General features: G+C 71.0%; 21 protein-coding genes. 9 read left to right on the top strand and 12 right to left on the bottom strand.

Annotated elements, in window-relative coordinates; genetic code table 11:
* Positions 1-55: 55 nt before the first annotated feature.
* Both dnaA and rpsT read right to left on the bottom strand, forming a co-directional pair.
* On the bottom strand, positions 56-1,489 hold the full coding sequence (gene dnaA, locus AC1RN0_RS06690; protein WP_492786654.1) for a chromosomal replication initiator protein DnaA: 1,434 nt from the start codon (positions 1,487-1,489) through the stop codon (positions 56-58).
* Positions 1,490-1,910: 421 nt separating this feature from the next.
* A complete protein-coding gene (gene rpsT, locus AC1RN0_RS06685; RefSeq protein ID WP_492341252.1) occupies positions 1,911-2,183 on the bottom strand; it encodes a 30S ribosomal protein S20 in 273 nt (90 codons plus the stop codon).
* A 142-nt stretch (positions 2,184-2,325) separates the two neighbouring features.
* Between rpsT and AC1RN0_RS06680 the strand changes: the two genes are divergently transcribed.
* On the top strand, positions 2,326-2,754 hold the full coding sequence (locus tag AC1RN0_RS06680; RefSeq protein WP_492786653.1) for a hypothetical protein: 429 nt from the start codon (positions 2,326-2,328) through the stop codon (positions 2,752-2,754).
* On the opposite strand, the gene AC1RN0_RS06675 is transcribed toward AC1RN0_RS06680, so the two are convergent.
* From AC1RN0_RS06675 to mutM, 4 genes are all read right to left on the bottom strand, one after another.
* Positions 2,741-3,184 (bottom strand): nuclease, encoded by a 444-nt coding sequence (locus AC1RN0_RS06675; protein WP_492786652.1) that lies wholly within the window; start codon positions 3,182-3,184, stop codon positions 2,741-2,743. The two genes, AC1RN0_RS06680 and AC1RN0_RS06675, sit on opposite strands and share 14 nt — an antisense overlap.
* 12 nt (positions 3,185-3,196) lie before the next feature.
* The gene (locus tag AC1RN0_RS06670) at positions 3,197-3,976 is read right to left on the bottom strand and encodes an enoyl-CoA hydratase (protein WP_492786651.1); all 780 of its coding nucleotides are present in this window, start codon (positions 3,974-3,976) and stop codon (positions 3,197-3,199) included.
* 44 nt (positions 3,977-4,020) lie between these two features.
* Positions 4,021-4,878, bottom strand: coding sequence for a TraB/GumN family protein (locus tag AC1RN0_RS06665; protein ID WP_492786650.1), 858 nt, complete (start codon positions 4,876-4,878; stop codon positions 4,021-4,023).
* A 201-nt stretch (positions 4,879-5,079) separates the two neighbouring features.
* Positions 5,080-5,943, bottom strand: coding sequence for a bifunctional DNA-formamidopyrimidine glycosylase/DNA-(apurinic or apyrimidinic site) lyase (gene mutM / locus AC1RN0_RS06660; protein ID WP_492786649.1), 864 nt, complete (start codon positions 5,941-5,943; stop codon positions 5,080-5,082).
* 277 nt (positions 5,944-6,220) lie between these two features.
* On the opposite strand from mutM, the gene AC1RN0_RS06655 reads away from it, so the two are divergent.
* A complete protein-coding gene (locus tag AC1RN0_RS06655; RefSeq protein ID WP_492786648.1) occupies positions 6,221-6,979 on the top strand; it encodes a class I SAM-dependent methyltransferase in 759 nt (252 codons plus the stop codon).
* Positions 6,980-6,983: 4 nt separating this feature from the next.
* Positions 6,984-8,486: a 2-polyprenylphenol 6-hydroxylase gene (ubiB, locus tag AC1RN0_RS06650; RefSeq protein WP_492786647.1), complete on the top strand. Its 1,503-nt coding sequence runs from the start codon at positions 6,984-6,986 to the stop codon at positions 8,484-8,486.
* Between the two features lie 271 nt (positions 8,487-8,757).
* Here the strand turns inward: ubiB and AC1RN0_RS06645 are convergent, their stop codons facing one another.
* On the bottom strand, positions 8,758-9,252 hold the full coding sequence (locus AC1RN0_RS06645; protein ID WP_492786646.1) for a hypothetical protein: 495 nt from the start codon (positions 9,250-9,252) through the stop codon (positions 8,758-8,760).
* A 164-nt stretch (positions 9,253-9,416) separates the two neighbouring features.
* Between AC1RN0_RS06645 and coaBC the strand changes: the two genes are divergently transcribed.
* From coaBC to AC1RN0_RS06625, 4 genes are all read left to right on the top strand, one after another.
* Positions 9,417-10,613: a bifunctional phosphopantothenoylcysteine decarboxylase/phosphopantothenate--cysteine ligase CoaBC gene (gene coaBC / locus AC1RN0_RS06640; protein WP_492786645.1), complete on the top strand. Its 1,197-nt coding sequence runs from the start codon at positions 9,417-9,419 to the stop codon at positions 10,611-10,613.
* Positions 10,610-11,065 (top strand): dUTP diphosphatase, encoded by a 456-nt coding sequence (gene dut / locus AC1RN0_RS06635; protein ID WP_492786644.1) that lies wholly within the window; start codon positions 10,610-10,612, stop codon positions 11,063-11,065. Before coaBC ends, dut begins: the two co-directional genes overlap by 4 nt.
* Before the next feature lie 204 nt (positions 11,066-11,269).
* On the top strand, positions 11,270-12,520 hold the full coding sequence (locus tag AC1RN0_RS06630; RefSeq protein WP_492786643.1) for an acetyl-CoA hydrolase/transferase family protein: 1,251 nt from the start codon (positions 11,270-11,272) through the stop codon (positions 12,518-12,520).
* Between the two features lie 15 nt (positions 12,521-12,535).
* Positions 12,536-13,450: a phosphoribosylaminoimidazolesuccinocarboxamide synthase gene (locus AC1RN0_RS06625; RefSeq protein WP_492786642.1), complete on the top strand. Its 915-nt coding sequence runs from the start codon at positions 12,536-12,538 to the stop codon at positions 13,448-13,450.
* A gap of 58 nt (positions 13,451-13,508) precedes the next feature.
* Here the strand turns inward: AC1RN0_RS06625 and mobA are convergent, their stop codons facing one another.
* The 5 genes from mobA to AC1RN0_RS06600 are packed head-to-tail and all read right to left on the bottom strand — an operon-like array spanning position 13,509 to position 18,771.
* Complete coding sequence (gene mobA / locus AC1RN0_RS06620; protein ID WP_492786641.1) at positions 13,509-14,090, bottom strand: molybdenum cofactor guanylyltransferase; 582 nt, start codon at positions 14,088-14,090, stop codon at positions 13,509-13,511.
* Complete coding sequence (locus AC1RN0_RS06615) at positions 14,087-16,354, bottom strand: FdhF/YdeP family oxidoreductase (protein ID WP_492786640.1); 2,268 nt, start codon at positions 16,352-16,354, stop codon at positions 14,087-14,089. Before AC1RN0_RS06615 ends, mobA begins: the two co-directional genes overlap by 4 nt.
* Complete coding sequence (gene fdhD / locus AC1RN0_RS06610) at positions 16,351-17,163, bottom strand: formate dehydrogenase accessory sulfurtransferase FdhD (protein ID WP_492786639.1); 813 nt, start codon at positions 17,161-17,163, stop codon at positions 16,351-16,353. Before fdhD ends, AC1RN0_RS06615 begins: the two co-directional genes overlap by 4 nt.
* 10 nt (positions 17,164-17,173) lie before the next feature.
* Positions 17,174-18,313, bottom strand: coding sequence for a CaiB/BaiF CoA transferase family protein (locus AC1RN0_RS06605; RefSeq protein ID WP_492786638.1), 1,140 nt, complete (start codon positions 18,311-18,313; stop codon positions 17,174-17,176).
* On the bottom strand, positions 18,310-18,771 hold the full coding sequence (locus tag AC1RN0_RS06600) for an SAM-dependent methyltransferase (protein ID WP_492786637.1): 462 nt from the start codon (positions 18,769-18,771) through the stop codon (positions 18,310-18,312). Before AC1RN0_RS06600 ends, AC1RN0_RS06605 begins: the two co-directional genes overlap by 4 nt.
* A gap of 133 nt (positions 18,772-18,904) precedes the next feature.
* Between AC1RN0_RS06600 and AC1RN0_RS06595 the strand changes: the two genes are divergently transcribed.
* Together AC1RN0_RS06595 and AC1RN0_RS06590 are read left to right on the top strand one after the other, a co-directional pair.
* Positions 18,905-20,062, top strand: coding sequence for a PepSY-associated TM helix domain-containing protein (locus tag AC1RN0_RS06595; protein WP_492786636.1), 1,158 nt, complete (start codon positions 18,905-18,907; stop codon positions 20,060-20,062).
* Positions 20,063-20,173: 111 nt separating this feature from the next.
* Positions 20,174-22,510, top strand: a complete 2,337-nt coding sequence (locus AC1RN0_RS06590; RefSeq protein ID WP_492786635.1) for a TonB-dependent receptor — start codon at positions 20,174-20,176, stop codon at positions 22,508-22,510.
* Positions 22,511-22,524 lie beyond the last annotated feature (14 nt).

The following is a 22,524-nucleotide window of genomic DNA, read 5'->3' as shown; positions in this document are numbered from 1 at the left end:
GTATCGTCGAGTTCCTGGGCGGCCCGGACCCGCCGGGCCATGACGGCGCCCTGGGCTATCCCCGCAGCTTGCGCGTCAGGGCTTCCAGGTCGCGGGACAGCTGGGGATCCTCGGCCTTGAGGGCCTCGATGCGGCGCACGGCGTGCAGCACGGTGGTGTGGTCGCGGCCGCCGAAGCGCCGACCGATGTCCGGCAGCGAGCGGGTGGTCAGCTGCTTGGCCAGCCACATGGCCGCCTGACGCGGACGGGCCACCGAGCGGTTGCGGCGCTCGGACACCAGATCGGCCTGGCGCAGGCCGAAATGCTCCGACGTGGCCTTCTGGATGTCGTCGATGGTGATGCGCTTCTCCGCGCCGCGCAGGTGCGGGCGCAGGATGGCCTGGGCCTCGTCGAGCGACAGGCCGCCGACCTGGGCGCCCATGCGGGCCACCAGGGTGTTCAGGGCCCCTTCCAGCTCGCGCACGCTGTCGGTGAAGCGGTCGGCGAGGAACTGCATGACCTCGGGCCGGGCCTGGGCGTTGAAGCCGCCCTGACGGCCCAGCGAGGCCAGCTTGCGCTCGAGGATGCCCATGCGCAGCGTGCGGTCCGCCGGCTCGATGCCGCAGACCAGGCCCGCCGACAGGTGGCTGCGCAGGCGCGCGTCCATCTCGGTGATCTGGGCCGGCGGCCGGTCGGCCGAGAAGACCACCCGGCGGCCGTCTTCCATCAGGGCGGTCAGGGTGTGGAACAGTTCTTCCTGGGTCGACTGCTTGCCGGCGACGAAATGCACGTCGTCGATCAGCAGCAGGTCGGCCGCGCGCAGCTCCTCCTTGAACAGGGCGGTGGAGCGATCCATCACCGAACGCACGAAGGTCGACAGGAAGCGCTCGGCGCTCAGATAGACGACGCGCTTTTCCGGGGCGGCGCGCATGGCCTCCCAGGCCATGGCGTTGAGCAGGTGGGTCTTGCCGAAGCCGTAGCCGCTGTGGATGACCACCGGGTTGAAGTGGCCGTCGGCCCAGGAGGCGACGCGGCGGGCCACGGCGTGGGCGAATTCGTTGGCCGGGCCGGGCACGAAGCTGTCGAAGGTGAAGCGGTCCTGCAGGCCCGAGACCCGCGTCGGGCGGCTGCTCGGGGTCGGGGCGATGGTCGGGGCGTCGGTGGCGACCGGGTCCATGACCTCGATGGCCTCGGCGATGATGTCCAGGCCGCCGGTGTCGGCCTCGAACTCCATGCGCGACTTCAGGTCCAGGCTGCGGCCGGCGGGATCATGCTCGGCCCACAGTTCGCCGATCCGGCGCCAGGCGTTGCGGCGGATCCAGTCGCGGGCCACGCCGGTCGGGGTGACGAGCACGATGCGGCCGTCGGCGACTTCCCGTAGGGCGGCCTGGGCCAGCCACGACCCGAACGCGGCCTCGCCGAGCTCCCGACGCAGGGCCAGGCAGGCCTTCGTCCAGATCGCGCCAGCAGGAGTCAGCGACGGCATCGTTTGCCCGCCCAGAAAAGTCATCAGCCCCACCCGTTCCGTTTCGTTTCCGAACCCGCGACACCCCTCCGCCCCCACGGTGGAGAAGTCAGAATACTCAACGCAGTCAGTCTCTTAACCGGCGAATGCACAGCATCCGCCGCCGCCAATCTCATACCCAAAAAAGGAAGAGGACCAAGCGTCGAGAGCTTCACACTAGCGGCCCAAAAATCGGTGGGTCAAACGTGAAATTTGAGTCCGGACGCGGATATTTCTGTTGACTCACGAGGCCCCCTCGCCCGGCAAGGGAATCCGTTAACACTCGTTTTGAGGCCTGTGGATATTCGCCGCATGCGCGAATTGGGCACGTGAAAAACCGGCCGGCGCGATAGGCGCCTGCCGGTTCATCAACTGCATATTTTTAGGGCGAACGGTGACGTCCGGCCGGTCTCGGGAAGCCCCGAAATCAGGCGGCGGTCGACAGCTTCTTCAGCTGGGCGTTCAGGCGCGAAACCTTGCGCGAGCCGGTGTTCTTGTGAACCACGCCCTTGGACACGGCGCGCATCAGTTCGGACTGCGCGACGATGAAGGCGGCCTTGGCGGCGGCGGCGTCGCCGGCGGCCAGGGCTTCATCGAACTTGCGCAGGAAGGTGCGCACGCGCGACCGACGGGCCTTGTTGACCTCGGTGCGGCGCTCGATCTTGCGGATCGCCTTCTTGGCGCCGGGATTATTGGCCATGGGCTTGTAGAACCTCAGAACGGACGGGCGCTCGCGAAAGGCCGCGCACGCCGGATAAATCGAAGGGCGGGCAAATACAGGAAGGCCCCGGGCCGGTCAATGCGACTCTGGCGGTTCCGCGCCGGCGATGTAGAGTCTTTGCATGAACCGTCGCCTTTTTCTTCTCTCGACCCTGGCGCTCGCGAGCTGCGGCGGCGAGGCCCCCCGCCAGACCGTGCTGTGCGACCCCGGACTCGGCCAGGCCCTGGAACGGGCGCTGGCGAAGGCCCCAACGGCCGTGGCCCCGGTGCTGACCGAGGCGCGGGTCGCCGAACTGCTCGACCGGGCGGAGAACGCCGACAACGCTCTTGTGGTCACAGGCCAGGGCCTGATCGCCAATCGTCTGCAGCGGCTGGGCTTCGTGCGGCTGGAGCATCGCTGGCAGGCGCGGATCGGCGACGGGACGATGCAGATCCTCGTCACCCGCGGCTGGGGGCCCGACCAGTGGCGGGCGCTGAAGCTGGCGAAGTGGCTGGCCAGCGACGCCGCCGCGCCCCTGCTGGCGGGCGGGAGCGCGCCTAGCGTCCCTTGAGGCCGCGTCCGCCGTCTGGCTGGCCGGCGCGATGCATGAGGTCGGCGAGACTGACCCCGCCGATGCGGCAGATCGCGATCAGGCGGTCATAGCTGACGACCCGTCCGCCATCGCCGGTCACGGCCGTGCAGATGATGGTCCTGGCCCCCGTCAGGCGGGTCAGCGCCGCCCTGGCGGCCGCGCCGCCCGACTCCCGCAGTTCCGGCGCGTAGTAGTCGGCGAGGCGGATTTCCACCCAGCGCTCGGGGTCGCCGCTTGAGCCGATGCACAGGCCGTCGCCGTCGATGATGTAGCGGGCCGTGCCGGTCACGACGACGCCGGCCTTCGCCCAGGCCGGGCGGGGCCCCTTGTCGGGGATGGCGTGGCAGGGGTCGGCCAGGGCCTGCGTCGCGATCAGGGAGAGAAACAGTCCGATCGCGATCCGCAGCATGTGGCCTCGAGGCTATGAGCCTGTGAAGTTCGGCTTTCGCTTTTCGACGAAGGCCGCCATGCCCTCCTTCTGATCCTCAAATGCAAACAGGGAGTGAAACAGCCGGCGCTCCAGAGCCACGCCCGTGGTCAGGGTGGTCTCGTAGGCCGCCTCGACCAGCTCCTTGTTCATCATCACCGCCAGCGGCGAGTGGGCGGCGATCTTCGCGGCGGCCTCCAGCGCCGTCTCGATCAGCTTGTCGACGGGCACCACCCGCGAGACCAGGCCCGAGCGCTCGGCCTCGGCCGCGTCCATCATCCGGGCGGTCAGGATCATGTCCATCGCCTTGGCCTTGCCGATGAAGCGGGTCAGGCGCTGGGTGCCGCCGATGCCCGGCGAGACGCCGAGGTTGATCTCCGGCTGGCCGAACTTCGCCGTCTCCGAGGCGATGATGAAGTCGCACATCATCGCCAGCTCGCAGCCGCCGCCCAGGGCGTAGCCGCTGACCGCGGCGATGACCGGCTTGCGGAACTGCTCGATCCTGCGCGCCGCGGCGGTGAAGAAGTCGAGCGTCATCATCTGGGCGTAGGATTTGTCCGACATTTCCTTGATGTCGGCGCCGGCGGCGAAGGCGCGGTCCGAGCCGGTCAGCACCACGCAGCGCACGGCCGTGTCGGCGGCGGCGGCGTCGAGCGCCTGGCCCAGTTCGCCGAGCAGCTGGCTGTTGAGGGCGTTGAGCGCCTCCGGCCGGTTCAGCCGGATGAGGGTCACGCCGTCGGACGGGGTCTCGAGGATCAGGGTCTGGTAGGTCATGAGCCGGTTGTGCCTCCGCCTCCGCGTCGGCTCAAGCGGCTTGTTCAGGGCCCCTCGACGGTGAAGCCGCGGGCCCGCAGCAGGGCCGGCACGCTGTCGGGGCCCACCAGGTGGCCGACGCCGACGACGATGACGGTCTCGCCGGAGCCGGCCATGCGCGTGGCGATGGTCTCGGCCCAGCGGCGGTTCCGCTGCACGATCAGCTGGTCATAGAGGATGAGCGAGACCTGCTTCATCGGCGTCAGGCCCATGTCCTCCAGCGCGCGGACGTCGCCGCGCGCCCAGGCGGCGATCAGGCGGTCGTAGAAGCCCGGATCCTCGTCGAGCTGCTTGAGCGTGTCCTCCAGCGAGGCCAGCTGGTCGGCCAGCGGGGCGTCGGCGAAGAAGCCGATCTGCTGCGTCGAGGTCTCGAAGGCGCGACGGGCGGCCGTCGGCGCCGCCGCGGCGGACAGGGTGCGCTCGACGCCGTTGTCCACCGACGCGCCCTGCTGGTTGAGGGCCACGACGCCGAGCGTCACGTCGGCCAGCCACGGCCGCACGCGGCCGAGGGCGCCGGGCGCGAGGCCGAGCTTCGCGGCGACCCGCGCCAGCCGTTCGCGACCCACCGGCGTCAGCAGGCCCTCGAGCGTCTGGCCCTCGGGCAGATAGCCGTTGGCCTGGGCCGCACGGGAGGCCTCGGCCTGGCTGTCGGGGTCGACCGGGGTCTCGAACCACAGGTCGTCGGCGTGGGCGAGGGCGTCATCGAGCGCCTTCGGTCGCCAGGCGAGGTCCTTCGGCAGGACGTGAACCGCGCCGAACAGGACGATCGTCGAGTCCGCGTCCTTCACGATCCACACCGGCGGTGCGGCGGCGGCGGGGTTGGCGAAGAGGAGAGCGATGACAGCGAGCAGGCGGAACTTCATGGCGAGGACTGAATCCAACGTGATGCTGATGCGCCCTGAAGGCCTTGATGGAATGGTCCGCTCAGGACGGGTCCCTGGTCAAGGACGGGCCTTGCAGGCCCGCCGCTACGCGGCCGCGAAGCGGTCCTTGAGCAGGGGCCCGCCTGAGCCAAAATGCTCATCAAGACATCAGGACGCTTTGCGCCTTCATGGTTTCAGTCGCTACCGCTGGCACGTCGCGCACCAGAACGTCGACCGGCCACCCTGGACGATGCGCTCGATCGTCCCGCCGCAGCCGGGCCTCAGGCAGGGCTCGCCCTCGCGGCCGTAGGCCTGGAAGCTGTGCTGGAAGTAGCCGAGCGCCCCGTCTGTGGCGGCGAAGTCGCGCAGGGTCGAGCCGCCGGCCGCGATGGCCTCCTCCAGCACCTCCCGGATCACGGCGACCAGGCTCGGCAGCGCCTTCTTCGGAATCTTGCCGGCCGGCTTCAGCGGCGAAATCCCGGCCCGGTGCAGCGCCTCGCAGACATAGATGTTGCCGAGGCCCGCGACGATCCGCTGGTCGAGCAGCAGCACCTTGGCGTTCTGTTTGCGGCCGGCGAAGGCCTTTTCCAGCAGGGCGGGGGTGAAGTCCGGCCCCAGCGGCTCGGGCCCCATGCCGGCGAACCAGGGATGGGCGGCCACGTCGCCCGCAGGGATCAGGCCCATGAAGCCGAACCGGCGCGGATCGTAATAGGTCACCCGGCCGCCGCGTTCGGTCTCGAACACCACATGCGCGTGCTTCGGGTCGGGCGCGCTGGCGTAGACGAACTCGCCCGGGCGAACGGTCCCTTCCGCGGCCTCGATCTCGAACCGGCCGGTCATGCCCAGATGCATCACCAGGGCGTCGCCGCGGTCGGTGTGGCCGAGCAGGTATTTGGCCCGCCGGTCGAGGCGGGTGATGGTCGCGCCGGTCAGGCGCTGGACGAAGTCCTCCGGGAAGGCGAAGCGCAGGTCCGGGCGGCGCTGCTCGACGCGGGACAGGCGCGCGCCCTCCAGCACGGGCGACAGGCCCCGGCGGACGGTTTCGACTTCGGGCAACTCAGGCATGGGGTCTTGGCTAGCCGAGGACGGGGTCGGGGTCCATGCGCCGTCTCCCCCTCCGGATGCTGATACGCCCTGAAGACCTTGATGGAATGGTCCGCTCCGGACGAGGTCTTTGGTCAAGGACGACCCCTGCGGGGTCGCCGCTGCGCGGCCGCGAAGCGGTCCTTGAGCAAAGCCTCGCCGGAGCAAAGATGCTCATCAAGACATCAGGACGAATTCCGCCTTGACCTTGAGGCGCGCCGGCTAGCCGACCTGCCCGCGCGGGTCTATGAGCAAGGCCATGAGCCAGAGCAGCGCCACCTTCGGCTATCGCGACGTCGATCCGACCGAGAAGCCCGGCCTTGTGCGCGGGGTCTTCGACCGCGTCGCCAGCCGCTACGACCTGATGAACGACCTGATGAGCGCGGGCGTGCATCGAATCTGGAAGGACGCCACGGCGGCCCGCCTCAATCCGCAGCCGGGCGAGGTGATCCTCGACGTGGCCGGCGGCACCGGCGACATGGCCCGCCGCTACGCGAAGCTGGCCCGGGCCGCGCAGGAGCGCCGGGGCGGCGACGACGCGACCATCCACATCATCGACTACAACGCCGAGATGATCGCCGCGGGCCGGGAAAAGGGCGCGCCGCCCGAGATCTGCTGGGCCGTGGGCGACGCCCAGCGGCTGCCGCTGCCGGACGCCAGCGCCGACGCCTATTCGATCGCGTTCGGCATCCGCAACGTGACCGACGTCAGCGCCGCCCTGCGCGAGGCGAAGCGGGTTCTGAAGCCCGGCGGCCGGTTCGTCTGTCTCGAGTTCAGCCGGCCGACCGGCATCGCCCTGCGCGCCGCCTATGACGCCTGGTCGTTCAAGGCCATTCCGCAGATCGGCGAATGGGTGGCGGGCGACCGTGACTCCTACCAGTACCTGGTCGAAAGCATCCGCCGCTTCCCCGACCAGAAGACCTTCGCCGCGATGATCGAGCAGGCCGGCTTCAGCCGCGTCAGCTACACCAACTTCACCGGCGGCGTGGCGGCCCTGCATTCGGGGCGGGTTCTCTAGGACCATGGATCTGGCCGCTTTCCTGCGTCTGCTGGCCGCCGGCTGGACCCTGATCCGCGCCGACGCGCTGATCCCGCGCGAGCTGGACGACGTCCTGCCGTCCGGCGTGCGGACGCTGGCCGCCTTCCTGCGACTGTTCGCCGGCCGTCAGGCGCGGCAGGGCCGGCCCGGCGAGCGGCTGGCGCGGTCGCTGGAAAAGCTGGGGCCGGTGGCGATCAAGCTCGGCCAGGTGCTGTCGACCCGCGCCGACATCTTCGGGGCCGTTTTCGCCACCGACCTGGCGCATCTGAAGGACGCCCTGCCCCCGTTCCCGACCGCCCGGGCGCGGGCCGAGATCGAGCGCGAGCTGGGCCAGCCCGTCGACCTGCTGTTCCCGGTGTTCGGCGAGCCGGTTGGCGCCGCGTCGCTGGCCCAGGCCCACCGGGCCACCCTGGCCGACGGCCGCGAGGTGGCGGTCAAGGTCCTGCGCCCCGGCATCGAGCGGCGCATCGCCGACGACAGCGCCACCCTGATGATGGCCGCCGGCCTGATCGAGGCGCTGATCCCTCCCGCGCGGCGGCTGGAGCCCTCGGCCTTCGCCGGGACGGTGATCCGCTCGCTGCGGCTGGAACTGGACATGCGGTTCGAGGCCGCCGGCGCGGCCGAGCTGTCCGACATCATGAACCGCGACGGCTGGATGCGCGCGCCGCAGGTGATCTGGGATGGCGTGGCCAAGCGGGTGCTGACCCTGACCTGGGTCGACGGCCTGCCGCTGTCCGATCCGGCGACGCTCGAGGCGCCGGGCCTCGACCGCAAGGCCGTGGCCGACAACCTGATCCGGGCCTTCCTCGCCCAGGCGCTGGACCACGGCGTGTTCCACGCCGACCTGCACGAGGGCAACCTGTTCGTCGTCCCGCCCTCGGGCATCGTGGCGGTCGACTTCGGCATCGTCGGCCGGCTGTCGCCGGAGACTCGGCGCTACCTGGCCGAGATCCTCTACGGCTTCCTGACCCGCGACTACGCCCGGGTGGCGAAGGCCCACTTCGACGCCGGCTACGTGCCCGCGCACCATGACCCGGACGCCTTCGCCCAGGCTCTGCGCGCCGTCGGCGAGCCGGTGTTCGGACGGGCGGCCAGCGAGCTTTCCATGGGCCGGCTGCTGTCGCTGCTGTTCGAGATCACCGCCCTGTTCGACATGCGGCTGCGGCCCGAACTGGTGCTGTTGCAGAAGACCATGGTCACCGTCGAGGGCGTCGCCCGCCGTCTGTGGCCCGACCACGACCTTTGGGCCGCCGCCGACCCTGTGGTGCGCCGCTGGATCGCCCGCGAGCTGTCACCGGCCGCCCGGATGAAGGACTTCGCCGACGAGGCCCTGCGCGCCCTGCGGGCCATCGCCCGGATGGCCGAGGACGGCGCGGCCCCGCCGGTCGTCGTCGCGCCGGTCCGCGAGTCGTCCGGCATGGCCTGGCTGGCGGCCGGGGCGCTGATCGCCGGGCTGGCGTTCGTGCTGGCGCGGCTGCTGGGGTAGGGGCGAGCGGCCGTTCCCGTGCGGTCCCACCAAGCCATCCGGTCGAACGCCGCCGAGCAGAGAGCGCGGCCAAACGGCCGCCACCGGCGCATCCCTCTCCACCATGCTCCGCATGGTCCCCCTCTCCCTCCGGGAGAGGATTGGCGAGCCGCCGGAGCAACACTGGCGGTCAACCCGTCAGGGCAGGGTCCGCCGAAGGCTCTCCGGCGTCCCACCTCCTGCCACGGTGTTCATGGGTCCTCGCGACAAGCGCGAGGATGACGGAGGTTTTCTACCCGTCGTCCCGCGATCGCGAGCGTCCCGCGCCGCCCTCGGCCTCGCGCGCCTTGACCCGCGTCCAGTACTCGGGCCCGTCGTCCGGCTTGAACATGGTCCGCGGCGCGCCGTCCCGGGTGGCGACGGCGAACACATTGCCGGCCGGGTCGTAGATCAGGGTGTCGCCGTTCCTGCGCGTCAGCGTCTGGGCGCCGCGCGGCGGCTTCGTCACGAAGGCGTGGGCCTTGCTGACATAGGCGTCGAGCGTCGCCGCGCCGAAGTCCGCCCCGTTGCGCCTGAAATTGCGCTCGGCGTTCTGTTCGGCCGTGAAGCGTCGGCTGGCCGACCACATCGGCTTGCCGTCGATGCGCCGAACCGGCTCGGCCCGCGCCACGGCGGCCCTGGGCGCTTCGAACGCGCCCTCCGCCACAGCCGGAACGGCGGCCGCCTCCCGATGGACCGGCACGGCCGAGGCGCCGCCATCGCAGCCGGCCAGAAGCGCGGCGGTCACAAGCGCCGCCGACGAAGCCCTGAACAATCCCACCATGATCCCAACCCCTGTTGCTATCCTAGCGTGTAATTGAACATATCAAGAACACGGGTTTCGGGATTGGTCAAGCGGTCGTGGCGTCGTATGCAGCGGCAGGTTTTCACGGCGCTGACGGAGACGCGGGTTTGGCTGGGCGGCGGGTTCTGCTGATCGTCGGCGGCGGCATCGCCGCCTACAAGGCGCTGGCGCTGACGCGCCTGCTGCGCAAGGCGGGCGTCGCCGTGCGGCCGATCCTGACCCGGGCCGGCGCCGAGTTCGTCACGCCGCTGTCCCTGTCGGCCCTGGCCGAGGACAAGGTCTACAGCGAGCTGTTCTCGCTGACCGACGAGGCGGAGATGGGCCACATCGAGTTGTCCCGCTCGGCCGACCTGGTGGTTGTGGCCCCGGCGACGGCGGACCTGATGGCCAAGGCGGCCCATGGCCTGGCCGGGGATCTGGCCTCGACCACCCTGCTGGCGACCGACAAGCCGGTGCTGATGGCCCCGGCGATGAACGTGCGCATGTGGGACCATCCCGCCACGCAACGGAATTTCGCGACCCTCAAGGGAGACGGCGTCCACTTCGTCGGGCCGGACGAGGGCGCCATGGCCTGCGGCGAGTTCGGCTACGGCCGGATGGCCGAGCCCGAGGCGATCTTCGAGGCGATCATGGGCCTGCTGGAGGGGCCCGCCGCCCGCCCTTTAGCCGGTAGGCATGTGCTGGTGACCGCCGGTCCCACGGCGGAGGCGCTCGACCCCGTTCGGCTGCTGACCAACCGCTCGAGCGGCCGGCAGGGCTACGCCATCGCCGGGGCGTTGGCGAAGCTCGGCGCGCGGGTGACGCTGGTGTCCGGGCCGGTCAGCCTGCCGACCCCGGCGGGTGTCGACCGTGTCGACGTGGAGTCCGCGCGCGACATGCTGGCCGCCAGCCAGGCGGCGCTGCCGGCCGACGCGGCCGTCTGTGTCGCGGCCGTGGCCGACTGGCGCCCCGACGAGGCGTTCGGGCTCAAGCTGAAGAAGGGCAAGGACGGTCCGCCCACCCTGACCCTGGTCGAGAACCCCGACATTCTGGCGACCCTGGCGGCGTCCGGCCCGACGCGGCCGAAGCTGGTGGTCGGGTTCGCGGCCGAGACCAACGACGTCGAGGCCCACGCCCGGGCCAAGCTGGCCCGCAAGGGTTGCGACTGGATCATCGCCAACGACGTGACCGAGCCGGGCGTCATGGGTGGCGAGGAGAACGCGGTGCTGCTGATCACCCGCGAGGGGATCGAGCGCTGGGACCGCGCCCACAAGGACCAGGTGGCCGCCGATCTGGCCGCCCGTATCGCGAAGGCTTTGACGTGACTCCTGTTATCCCCGTCGTCCAGCTGCCCCATGCCGAGGGCCTGCCGCTGCCGGCCTACGAGACCCCTCTGGCGGCCGGCATGGACCTGCGCGCGGCCGTCGCGGACGACGCGCCGATGACGCTCAAGCCGATGGCGCGGGCCATGGTCCCGACGGGGCTGTCATTCGCCGTGCCGGCCGGGTTCGAGGCCCAGGTGCGGCCGCGCTCGGGCCTGGCCGCCAAGGCCGGGATCACCTGCCTCAACACGCCCGGCACGATCGACGCGGATTACCGCGGCGAGGTGAAGGTCATTCTGATCAATCTGGGGGAGGAGGATTTCGTCATCCGCCGGGGCGACCGGATCGCCCAGCTGGTCATCGCGCCCGTGGCGGCGGCGACCTGGCGCGCGGTGACGAGCCTCGACGAGACCGCGCGGGGCGCGGGCGGGTTCGGCTCGACCGGCGCCGGCTAGGCCGGGATGCCGTGCAGGCCGACGTAGCCGAGGAAGCCGCTGGCGAAGGCCAGGCCGGCGATCCACAGGAAGGGCTTGAGGACGTCGTAGGGGTGATCGACTGCGGCGCGCATGACGCTGATGGTCCTTTCGGGGCCAAGTATTCAACCACTGAACACACAGGCGCCGCATACGGTTGCAGGCGTCATCTGAACCGAGAATGACGTGATTCGCCTTACAGTCGACATGACCGCCGAAACGATCGCTCGCCAGTTGAATCCGGCGGGCGGCCGAGTGTTCATCACGGGCGGGGCCGGCGAGCCGCTGGCGTTGCTCGACGCCTGGCGACAGAGGCCCGATCTGGCGGCCCATCTGACCTTCGTCGGCGCCCATGTTCCGGGCATCAACCGCAACGACTGGGCCGGTCTGCACGAGACCGCGCGGTCTGAAGGCACGTTCATGTCCGGTGACTGGCGACCTGCCTTCGAGGCCGGACGGTACGCCCTGCGGCCGATGACCTGGTTCCAGGCCTATGGCTGGCTGGGCGAGACGCCGCTCGACGCCGCCGTGTTCCATGTCAGTGCGCCCGACGCCGAGGGCAACGTCTCGCTGGGCGTCGCCAGCGATCTGGCCCCCGCCGTCATGGCGCGGACGGTGTTCAAGGTCGCGCTGGTCAATCCGGCGATGCCGCGCGTTCAGGGCGCGGTCTGGCCGCTGTCGGCGTTCGATGTGGTCGCCGACGCGCCGCATGACCTGCTGACCTACGACGTCGGGGCGCTCGATCCGGCGTTCGAGGCCATCAAGCGGCATCTGCAGGCGATCATGCCCGACGGCGCCAGCGTACAGTTCGGCGTCGGCAAGGCCGGCATCGCGGCGCTGGCGGCGCTGGAGGGGATGAAGGGCCTGAAGATCTTCTCCGGCATGGTCACCGATCCGCTGCTGCCGGTGCTCGACTCCAGCGCCCTGACCGAGGTGGTGACGGGCCTCGCGGCCGGGTCGCGCGCGCTCTACGACCGCTGTGGCAGCGACAGCCGCATCCGCTTCGAGCCGTCGAACGTGACGCATGACATCCGCGTGCTGGCCGGGATCCCCCGGCTTGTGGCGGTCAATTCGGCGATCGAGATCGATCTGTTCGGCCAGGCCAACGCCGAGTTCCAGGACGGACGCCAGATCAGCGGCGTCGGCGGCCTGACCGACTTCCTGCGCGGGGCCCGGCTGTCGAAGGGCGGCCTGCCCATTCTCGCCCTGCCGGCCAGCGCCCGCCGCGGCGAGATCAGCCGCATCGTGCCGCGTCTGCCGCCGACGGCCGTGTCCGTGCCGCGCGCCGATGTGGGCCTGGTGATCACCGAGCACGGCGTCGCCGACCTGCGCGGCCTGACCCTCGACGGCCGGGCCGAGGCCCTGATCGGCGTCGCCGATCCCGCGCATCGGGATGGACTCGCCGACAGCTGGGCGGCTATCCGCCGGAGCCTCTAGACCGTGAGCGCGACCATGACCCTTCTGACCCGCAGCGACCTGCCGCTGGACCTCGTCGGCCGGGGCAAGGTGCGCGACATCTACGCCGTCGGCGAGGACCGCCTCCTGCTGATCGCCACCGATCGCGTGAGCGCCTTCGACGTGGTGATGGCCGAGCCCGTGCCGATGAAGGGCGCCGTGCTGACGCAGCTCAGCGCCTGGTGGTTCCGGCGTCTGGACGGCGTGGTGCGCCACCACATGCTGTCGGTCGACCCCGACGAGATCATCGCCGCGGTCCCGGCGCTGGCGCCGCATCGCGCGACGCTCGTCGGCCGGGCCATGCTGTGCCGCCGCGTGACGGTCGTGCCGGTCGAATGCGTGGTGCGCGGATACCTCTCCGGCTCGGCCTGGAAGGAATACGCCCAGACCGGCACCCTGGCGGGCGAGCCCCTGCCGGCCGGCCTGCGCCGGAGCGAGCGGCTCGATCCGCCGGTGTTCAGCCCCGCGACCAAGGCCGAGACGGGCCACGACGAGAACATCTCCGTCGCCCGCATGGCCGCCGACGTCGGCGCCGACCTGGCCGCCGAGCTCGAACGCCTGAGCCGCACCGTCTACGAAACCGGCCGGGCGCTGGCGGCGGAGCGCGGTCTGGTGCTGGCCGACACCAAGTTCGAGTTCGGCCGCGACGCGCAGGGCCAGGTGGTGCTGATCGATGAGGTCATGACGCCGGACAGCTCCCGCTACTGGCCGGCCGGGGGCTGGTCGGTCGGCGAGACGCCGCCCAGCTTCGACAAGCAGCCGCTGCGCGACTATCTCGACGCCGAGCGCGCCGCCGGCCGCTGGAATGGCGAGGCCCCGCCGCCGCCTCTGCCCGAGGCGGTCGTGGCGGCGACGTCGGAGCGGTATCTCGAGCTGTATCGCCGGATGACGAGCGAGGCGCTGGAGGTCTGACCGCCGGTCAGGCCGTTCGTCGGCGATCGCCCGCCGGGTCCGCGCGCGCTGACGATCCTCAACGGGCCCGGGGCGTGACCGATCCGCCTTCCGGCCGGTTCAGATTGGCGAAGGCCGCCGCGTCCTCGAAGGGGACGGCCACCGCGCCGATGTCGCCGAGAAAACCTCGCACCGCCGGGTGGCCCCGCGCCAGTTCCGACTCCAGCGCGCCCAGCAGATCGACGCTCCATACCGCACACAGCGGATGCACGCCCTCGCCGGTGACGGCGAAGGCCGCGAAGGCCTCGCCCCGCGCTTCGACCAGGCGCGGGACCAGATCGGCCGGCGCGTGCGGCATGTCGCAGGGCAGGGTGGCCAGATGGTCCGCGCCCCCGGCGATGGCCCAGCGCAGGCCGGCGGCGACGCCCGCCAGCGGTCCGTCCGGCGCCCCGGCCGCGTCGTCAAGCACCGGAAGGCCCAGTCGCGACGCCAGCCCGGCGGCGCCGGAGGCCGGTCGCGCGCTGACAGCGACGGCCCCGCAGTGGGGACCCAGCGCGTCGAGCGCCCATTCCATCAGGGTGCGGTCGTTCAGCGGCGCGATGGCCTTCTCGCTGCCGAAGCGCGACGATCGTCCGCCGGCGAGGACGAGGCCCGCGATCACCGCGCGCGCGACAGCCGGACCGGCATGGCCTTGTAGGCCGGCGTACCGCTGCGGATGTCGCGCTCGCTGAGCGGCAACAGCGGATTGGCCTCCGGATAGTAGGCGGCGAGGCAACCGCGGGGCAGATCGCGGGCGACCACGGTGAAGCCGCGCACCGACCGGTCGCCGTCGTCCTCGGGAAAGGCCGCTTCCAGGTCGACCCGGTCGCCGTCCGCAAGGCCCCGGGCGGCCAGATCGTCGGGGTGGGCGAAGACCACGTCGCGCCGGCCCTTCACCCCGCGATAGCGGTCGTTCAGGCCGTAGATGGTGGTGTTGTACTGGTCGTGGCTGCGCACCGTGGTCAGGATCAGCACGTCCGGATCGCCGCGCGTGCTGTCGGTGCGGGCCGGGTCGTCGTGGCGGAAAGGGATCAGGTCGGCCTTGCCGCTGGCCGTCCGCCAGACGCGCTCGCCGGACGGCACCGGCAGGCGGAAGCCGCCGGGCGCGCGGATGCGGGCGTTGAAGTCGGCGAAACTCTTGGGAAAGACCTGCTCAATGGCGTCGCGGATACGATCGTAGTCGGCGACGAGGCCCCGCCAGTCGACGCCGCTGTCCGGGCCGAGGGCCGCCTCGGCGATGGCCGCGACGATCCAGGCCTCCGACCGCAGATGCTCGGACGCCGGCGGATTCAGGCCGCGCGAGGCGTGCACCATCGACATGGAGTCCTCGACGGTGACCGACTGGCGGCCGCCGGCCTGGATGTCGATCTCGGTGCGGCCGAGGCAGGGCAGGATGTAGCTCTCCTCGCCCGGCAGCAGGTGGGTGCGGTTGAGCTTGGTCGCGATGTGGACCGTCAGGGCGTTGCGCCGCAGGGCCGGGAAGGTGGCGACCGGGTCCGGCGCGGCCACGGCGAAGTTGCCCCCGAGGCCGATGAACACCTTCGCCGTCCCGGCCTGCATCGCGGCGATGGCCTCGACGACCGTGTGCCCGTGGCGGGCCGGCGGGGTGAAGCCGAACGCCCGGCCCAGACTGTCGAGCAGGGCGGCGGGCGGCTTTTCGGTCAGGCCGACCGTACGGGCGCCCTGAACGTTGGAGTGGCCGCGCAGCGGGCAGACGCCGGCCCCGGGCCGGCCGATGTGCCCGCCCAGCAGCAGCAGGTTGACCAGCTGCTGCACGGCGCTGGAGGCCGAGCGGTGCTGGGTGACGCCCATGCCGTAGCAGAGGATCACCGCCTTGCTGGCGGCGAAGATGCCCGCGGCTTCCTCGATCTGGCCGCGGGTCAGCCCGCTCGCGGCTTCCAGCGACGGCCAGTCGCGCGTGGCCAGATGGGCGGCCAGGGCGTCGAACCCGGCCGTGTGTTCGGCGAGGAAGGCGTGGTCGAGGTGGTCGCCGGCGATCAGCGTCTTCATCATGCCCTCGACGACCGCCACGTCGCCGCCGATGCGCAGCTGGTAGTAGCGATGGGCGATGTCCGTGCCGCCGAGGGTGGCCATCTCGACCGGATCCTGGGGCGAGGCGAACTTCTCCAGCGCCCGCTCCTTCAGCGGATTGAACACCACGATCGGCGCGCCGCGCCGGGCGACGTCCCGCAGGGTGGCCATCATGCGCGGGTGGTTGGTGCCGGGGTTGTGGCCGAAGCTGAACACCGCGTCGCAGTGGTCGAAGTCCTCCAGCGTCACCGACCCCTTGCCCAGGCCCAGCTGTTCGGCGAGGCCGACGCTGGTCGGCTCGTGGCACATGTTGGAGCAGTCGGGGAAATTGTTGGTTCCGACCTTGCGGCCGAGCAACTGGAACAGGAAGGCGGCCTCGTTGGACACGCGGCCCGAGGCGTAGAACTCGATGGCGTCGGGATCGGCTTGGGCGGCCATCACCGCGCCGATCCGGCTGATCGCCTCGTCCCAGCCGACGCGGACATAGGTGTCGCTGGCCCGGTCGTAACGCAACGGCTCGGTCAGGCGGCCGAGGTCCTCCAGCGCATGGTCGGTCCAGCCGGTCAGGGCCGTGACCGTCCGGGCGGAGATGTCCTCGGGCGTGGCGCGCTTGCCGGTCGCCTCCCAGGCCACGGCCTTGGCCCCGTTCTCGCAGAACTCGAACGAGGAGGTGTGCTTCGGATCGGGCCAGGCGCAGCCGGGGCAGTCGAAGCCATCCGGCTGGTTGGCCGACAGCAGGGCCTTGCCGCCCTCGACCACCGTGTCTTGGTCGGCCAGCGCCCCGGCGACCGCGCGCAGGGCGCCCCAGCCGCCGGCCGGCCGGTGATAGTCGCCGACGCCCTTCGCCCGGCTCATGGCGTGATCCTGTCGGGGCGGGTGAACACCGCGCAGCCGTCGGCGCGGGCCAGGGCGACCAGCGTCATGCCGCACTCCTCGGCCTTGCGGATGGCCAGCGCCGTCGGGGCCGAGATGGCGACCATCAGCGGGAAGCCGGCGATCGCGGCCTTGTCGACCATCTCGTAGGAGCAGCGGCTGGTGACCACGACGAAACCGGCCTCCGGGTCGAGGCCCGCGCGGGCGGCCGCGCCGATCACCTTGTCGAGCGCGTTGTGCCGGCCGACGTCCTCGCGGACGAGGGCCAGGACGCCCAACGCGTCGGCGAAGGCGGCGGCGTGCATGGCGCGGGTCAGCCGGCCGAGCGCCTGCTGCGTCTCGAGCGCGTCCAGCGCCGCCTCGATGGCCGCGCGGCTGAAGCGGGCGCCTTCGGCCAGCGGCGACAGGGGCCGGACCGCCTGGGCCAGCCGCTCGACACCGCACAGGCCGCAGCTGGAGCGGCCTTCCATGCCGCGCACCCGGGCGCGGGCGCGGCGGCCCCGGCCCTCGGCGGTCAGACGGATGTCGACCTGCAGGCCCTGGTCGAGGGTCTCGACGGCGACGGCCTCGATGTCGCCGGCCATGGCGATGCGTTCGGACAGGGTGAAGCCGACCGCCAGATCCTCGACGTCGGCGGGCGTGGCCATCAGCACCGCGTGCGGCCGGCCGTCATAGAGCAGTCCGACGGGCGCCTCGTCGGCGAGCGGCCGGTCGACCGGCGTATCGCCCGGCTGGCCGCGCCGCCACTGACGGGCGGGGCGGGTCTCGACGGATTGGAACACAGCGGCCATGGCGGGGAGCCTAACCCAGAAGTTCTTCCGTGTGCTCGCCCAGTTTGGGAGACCTGACCCCCGGCATGCGCGCGCCGTCGATCTTCAGCGGCGCGGCCAGCATCCGCAGGCCCTGCGGGCGGTCGGGGTGCTCGACCACGTCGCGCATGCCGACCTCGGCGACGAACGGATTGTCGAGCGCCTGGAACAGGTCGTTGACCGGGCCGAACGGGACCCGGCCGGCGAACAGGGCGCTCCAGTGGGCCGTGGGCGCCGCGGCGAACAGGGCATCGAGCGTTTCAGTGAGGGCCGGGAGGTTGCGCGCCCGGTCGGCGAGGGTGGCGAACCGCGGATCGACGGCCAGGTCGGGCCGTTCGATCAGGGCGCACAGCTCGGCCCAGAACTTCTCGTTCATGCACATCAGCTGGCCGTAGCCGTCGGCCGTCTTCACCCGCTGCACCGGGGCCAGCGAGGGATGGGCGCCGTTGGGCATGCGGACGGTGGGGTAATGCTCGTTCATCGCCCAGACCGCCGGATAGCTGAGCTGGTGCAGCGCCACGTCGAACAGCGACACGTCGACGTCGCAGCCCTCGCCCGTGGCGCGGGCCGAGAGGATGCCGCTGACCACGCCGAAGGCGAAGGTCGCGCCGCTCATGAAGTCGATGATCGAGACGCCCATGCGGGCGGGCGGACCGTCCGGCTCGCCGGTCAGGCTCATCAGGCCGCACTCGGCCTGCATCGGGTAGTCATAGCCGGGCCAGCCCTCGCGGCTATTTCCGCGGCCGTAGGCCGAGAGGTGACCACAGACGATGGCCGGGTTAATGGCCTTCAGCGCCGCGTAGGTCAGGCCGAGCTTCGCCGGCTGGTCGCCGCGCAGGTTGTTGACCACCGCCTCGGCGGAGGCCACCAGCCGCTCGAAATCGGCCCGGCCCTCCGGCGTCTTCAGCTCGATGGCGGCGGATTTCTTGCCGCGCGAGAAGGTCTGGAAATACTGGCTGTCGTTGTCGCCGAGCAGGAACGGTCCGGTCGGGCGCGAGGCGTCGCCGCCCATCGACGGGGCCTCGATCTTGATCACCTCTGCGCCCAGCTCCGACATCAGCAGGGTGGCGTAGGGCCCGGCCCCGTAGTGTTCGATGGTCAGGACGCGCATGCCCTGCAGGGGTCGCTTCACCAGTAGGACTCCATGATCTCGGCGGCCCAGGCGGGCTCACGCACGTCGCCGCGCGGCAGGAAGCCGCTGAGCACCGGCTTGATGTCGACCACCGGCGTGCCGTCGATGGCGTCGAGCCCCTCGACCTCAAGGCTCAGGCCGTCGACCGAAACGATGCGGCAGACCGAGACGCCGAGCCGGTTGGGCCGGTTGCGGCCCCGCTGGGCGAAGATTCCGACCAGCGGCCAGTCCTCGCGACCGCGCGGCCGGCGCGCGCCGGTGACGATCTCGGCGTCGGTGATGCGGTCGAACACGAAGACGATCTCGGCATGGGAAAAGTCGGTCAGGCCGAACAGGGCTTCCGGGCCGAACCGGGCCGGATCGAGGTCGATCCTCGCCCGGCTGGGACCCCAGTCATCGTCGATGGCCGCCTCGCGGCCGCCCCGAACATGGCCGACCGCCTCGATCGCGAATGTCATGGACGCCTCCCTTGCCTGGACGCCACGGGGCTAGGCCGGGCCAGGGGGGCGGTCAAGCCGGGCGACTTGCATTTGAGAACTATTCGCATTAACGCCGGAGCGATTGTCCGCTCCCAGCCCCCGGAACCCAGCCTTGACCAAGTCCCTGCTCGGCCGCCTCCGCCGCTTCTGGCTCGACGTGCACCTGTGGATCGGTGTGGGACTGTTCATCCTGCTGGTTCCGCTCGGCCTGTCGGGCGCCGCGCTGGTGTGGCACGACGGTCTGGACACGGTGCTGCATCCGCAGCGGTTCGCCGTCTCGAAGGGCGATGCGACGCTGGCGGCCTCGGCCTATCTCGACGCGGCCCGCAAGGCCTATGGCGACCGGGCGACGGTGACCCAGCTGCGGATGCCGGAGAAGGCGGGCCAGCCGGTCATCGCCAGCGGCCGGGTCAACGGCCCGCCGCCGGGGCCGGGCCAGCGCCCGCGCAGCCTGACCGCCTGGATCGATCCGGCGACCGCCCGGGTGCTCGACGTGGCCGACACCCGCAATGAACTGATCGGCGTGATGCATCGGCTGCACGGCAGCCTGCTCATCAGTACGCCGGGGCTCGGCCGCAAGATCGTCGGCTGGCTGGGCTGGGCGATGACGGCGTCCTGCCTGACGGGACTCTGGCTCTGGTGGCCGCGCAACGGCAAGGTCGTGCGCGGCCTGCGCTGGCTTCGCTCGCCGTCGACCTTCAACAACCTGCACCACATGGTCGGCTTCTGGGTTCTGGTCCCGTTGCTGGTCGTGTCCCTGACCGGTGTCTACATCTCCTTCCCGGAGACCAGCCGCCGGCTGTTCGGCATCGAGACGGCCGGCGGGCCACGCGGCGGCCAGCGGCCCGCCGCCGCGCCGCCGCTGGCCGAGCCCGGCCTGCCGATCGACATGGCGATCGCCGCGGCCATGGCGGAAAAGCCCGGCGCCCGGCTGGCCGCCGTCACCCTGCCCACGGAAGGCCGCCGGCCGGCCTGGCGCATCCAGTTCGCCGCCGAGGGCGACGGTCCCGGGCCGACCGTCCAGGTGGCCGACGAGGACGGCTCGATCCGCAAGGGCCGCGGACCCGCGGGCCCTGGGCAACCCGACCCTCTGTCACGCAGCATGCGGACGATCCACGACGCCCAGGACGCGCCGTGGCTCTGGCAGCTGCTGGTGTTCATCACCGGCGTCGCGCCCGCGCTGCTCGGCGTCACCGGCACGGTGATGTGGCTGCGCCGCCGCGGCCGCCGCGCGCACCTGCGCCGCCTGCGCGCCACGCACGCGGACTAAATGTCTTTTTGAGAATGATTCTCATTGCGGCGCTGCAACGTGGAAGTTAAGAACGACTCGCAATCGCAAATTAGCGTCGTTACGGCGCACCGGGTTTCGGGGACAGACTTCATGCGTACGACTTCAGGCGGCGTCACCGCCCGCGCCAAAAGGGCTTTCGGCGTCGCGGCGGTGGCCGGGGCGGCCGGGCTGTCCCTGTCGCCGGCCCTGGCGGGCGCGGCCGAGAGCGGCGCGATGGTGACGGCGGGGGCCGACGCCGCCCCGACCGAGCTGTCGGGCATCGAGGTGCACGGCGACAAGGGCGACCGTCCGAGCTCGCCGAAATACACCGCCGCGCCGATCGACACGCCGCAGACGGTGACGGTCGTGTCGGGCCGGACCATCCGCGACCAGAACCTGCTGACCCTGCGCGACATCCTGCAGACCGTGCCGGGGATCACCTTCGGGGCCGGCGAGGGCGGCGGCGGCTATGGCGACAGCATCAATCTGCGCGGTTACTCGGCCAACAACGACGTGACCACCGACGGCCTGCGCGACAGCGCCCAGTACAGCCGCACCGACCCGTTCAACCTGCAGCAGATCGAGGTCATCAACGGGGCCAACTCCGTCTACGCCGGCGCGGGCTCCGTGGGCGGATCGATCAACCTGGTCAGCAAGGCGCCGCGCGCTTCCGACAGCGGCGTGTTCACCGCCGGGGTCGGCACGGACGGCTACGGCCGGCTGACGCTGGACGCCAATCGTGTCATCGGCGACCAGATCGCCGTGCGCCTGAACGCCATGGCGCACGAGAACGACGCGCCGGGCCGGGACGTGGAAAGCTTCAGCCGCTGGGGGATCGCGCCGTCGATCACTTTCGGCCTGACCGGCCCGACGCGGGTGACGGTCTCGTGGCTGCACCAGGAGGACGACAACGTCCCGCAGTACGGCGTGCCCTACGCGTCGAACGCCTTCCTCAACGGGCCGCTGCCGGGCGTGAAGGCGTCGAGCTACTACGGCTACCGCAACATCGACACCCAGGAGATCGGCGTCGACAGCCTGACGCTGAACATCGTGCACGAGGTCAGCGACAGCCTGACGGTGACCAACACCAGCCGCTGGCAGCAGATCACCCAGACGACCATCGTCGACCCGCCGCAGGGGACCTGGTGCCTGGCCAGCGGCTTCAACGCCCAGACCGGCGCGGCCTGCGCGACGCCCGGCGTCTACACGCTCAGCGGCCCGCGCGGGAACCTGCGCGACACGACCAACACCCAGCTGGTCAGCCAGACCGACTTCAACTGGAAATTCACCACCGGGACCTGGTCGCACAACCTCGTGCTGGGGGCCTCGTTCTCCAACGAGACCTACGACCTGACCACCGGCCGGCTGTTCTTCAACGCCAACGGCTCGGCCGTGGTCCTGCCGACCATGAGCATCGCCGACCCCGACAATCGCTACACTGGCCCGGTCAACTTCCTTGAAAGCGCGATCAGCGACGGGGAGCTGGCCAATCAGGCGCTCTATGTTTTCGACACGGTCGAACTGGGACCGCACTGGCAGCTGAACGGCGGCGCGCGGGTCGAGCACAACGAGGGTGAGTTCGTCTCTACGCCCTACACCTGGACGGTCGGAACGCCGCCGGTGCGGGTGGCCGGCGTCACGACCATCGCGAAGAACGAGGAGACGCTCGTCTCCTACCGTCTGGGCCTGGTCTACAAGCCGGCGCCGAACGCCAGTCTGTACATCGCCTACGGCAACACCCAGACGCCGTCGCAGGCGACCGTCAACGGCGGCTGCGCGGTGACCGGAACGGCCCAGAACTGCAACGTCGATCCGGAAAAGGGCCAGGTGCTCGAGGTCGGGGCCAAGTGGGACGCCTTCGACGGGCGCCTGTCGCTGACCGCGGCCCTGTTCCAGAACGAGCGGACGAACATCCGGCTGAACTCCAACGACCCCGCCATCCCGGTGCAGCAGCTCGACGGCGCCTCCCGCGTGCGCGGCCTGGCGCTGGGCGCGGCCGGGCAGCTGACCGATCGCTGGACGATCCTGGCCAACTACACCTACCTTGACAGCGAGATCCTGCAGAACATCGCCGGCACGGCCCTGCCGCCCAACAATGTCGACTACACGAAGGGCGACCCGATCCCGATCACCCCGCGCCATGCGTTCAACCTGTGGACCACGGTGATGCTCACAGACACGGTGATGGTCGGCTATGGCGCGACCTACGCCGGCGAGTACGCCTTCGCCCGGGCCGCCGCCGGCGCGCCGCTGCTCTGGTCCGACAGCTACTGGCTGCACAACGCCTCGCTGACCTGGACAGCCAGCGACACGATCAGCGTTCAGGTCAACGTCAAGAACCTGACCGACCAGGACTACTACACGCGCATCCGGTCCAACGCCGGCTTCGGCTGGGCCACGCCCGGCGACGCGCGGTCGGCCCAGGTCACGCTGAACTACCGGTTCTGACGGGCGCGGGAGGG

This window comes from Caulobacter sp. GW821-FHT12F03 (assembly GCF_058806855.1).
Note: the sequence above shows the minus strand (reverse complement) of the source record. Positions and strands in the feature narration are given on the sequence as shown.

Excerpts from the sequence above, each read along its gene's own strand:
- AC1RN0_RS06655 (WP_492786648.1), top strand. The coding sequence starts at position 6,221 with ATGAGCCAGAGCAGCGCCACCTTCGGCTATCGCGACGTCGATCCGACC.
- AC1RN0_RS06625 (WP_492786642.1), top strand. The coding sequence starts at position 12,536 with ATGACCCTTCTGACCCGCAGCGACCTGCCGCTGGACCTCGTCGGCCGG.
- ubiB (WP_492786647.1), top strand. The coding sequence starts at position 6,984 with ATGGATCTGGCCGCTTTCCTGCGTCTGCTGGCCGCCGGCTGGACCCTG.
- AC1RN0_RS06590 (WP_492786635.1), top strand. The coding sequence starts at position 20,174 with ATGCGTACGACTTCAGGCGGCGTCACCGCCCGCGCCAAAAGGGCTTTC.
- AC1RN0_RS06675 (WP_492786652.1), bottom strand. The coding sequence starts at position 3,184 with ATGCTGCGGATCGCGATCGGACTGTTTCTCTCCCTGATCGCGACGCAG.
- AC1RN0_RS06600 (WP_492786637.1), bottom strand. The coding sequence starts at position 18,771 with ATGACATTCGCGATCGAGGCGGTCGGCCATGTTCGGGGCGGCCGCGAG.
- rpsT (WP_492341252.1), bottom strand. The coding sequence starts at position 2,183 with ATGGCCAATAATCCCGGCGCCAAGAAGGCGATCCGCAAGATCGAGCGC.
- AC1RN0_RS06665 (WP_492786650.1), bottom strand. The coding sequence starts at position 4,878 with ATGAAGTTCCGCCTGCTCGCTGTCATCGCTCTCCTCTTCGCCAACCCC.
- AC1RN0_RS06615 (WP_492786640.1), bottom strand. The coding sequence starts at position 16,354 with ATGAGCCGGGCGAAGGGCGTCGGCGACTATCACCGGCCGGCCGGCGGC.
- dnaA (WP_492786654.1), bottom strand. The coding sequence starts at position 1,489 with ATGACTTTTCTGGGCGGGCAAACGATGCCGTCGCTGACTCCTGCTGGC.
- AC1RN0_RS06670 (WP_492786651.1), bottom strand. The coding sequence starts at position 3,976 with ATGACCTACCAGACCCTGATCCTCGAGACCCCGTCCGACGGCGTGACC.
- mutM (WP_492786649.1), bottom strand. The coding sequence starts at position 5,943 with ATGCCTGAGTTGCCCGAAGTCGAAACCGTCCGCCGGGGCCTGTCGCCC.
- AC1RN0_RS06680 (WP_492786653.1), top strand. The coding sequence starts at position 2,326 with ATGAACCGTCGCCTTTTTCTTCTCTCGACCCTGGCGCTCGCGAGCTGC.
- fdhD (WP_492786639.1), bottom strand. The coding sequence starts at position 17,163 with ATGGCCGCTGTGTTCCAATCCGTCGAGACCCGCCCCGCCCGTCAGTGG.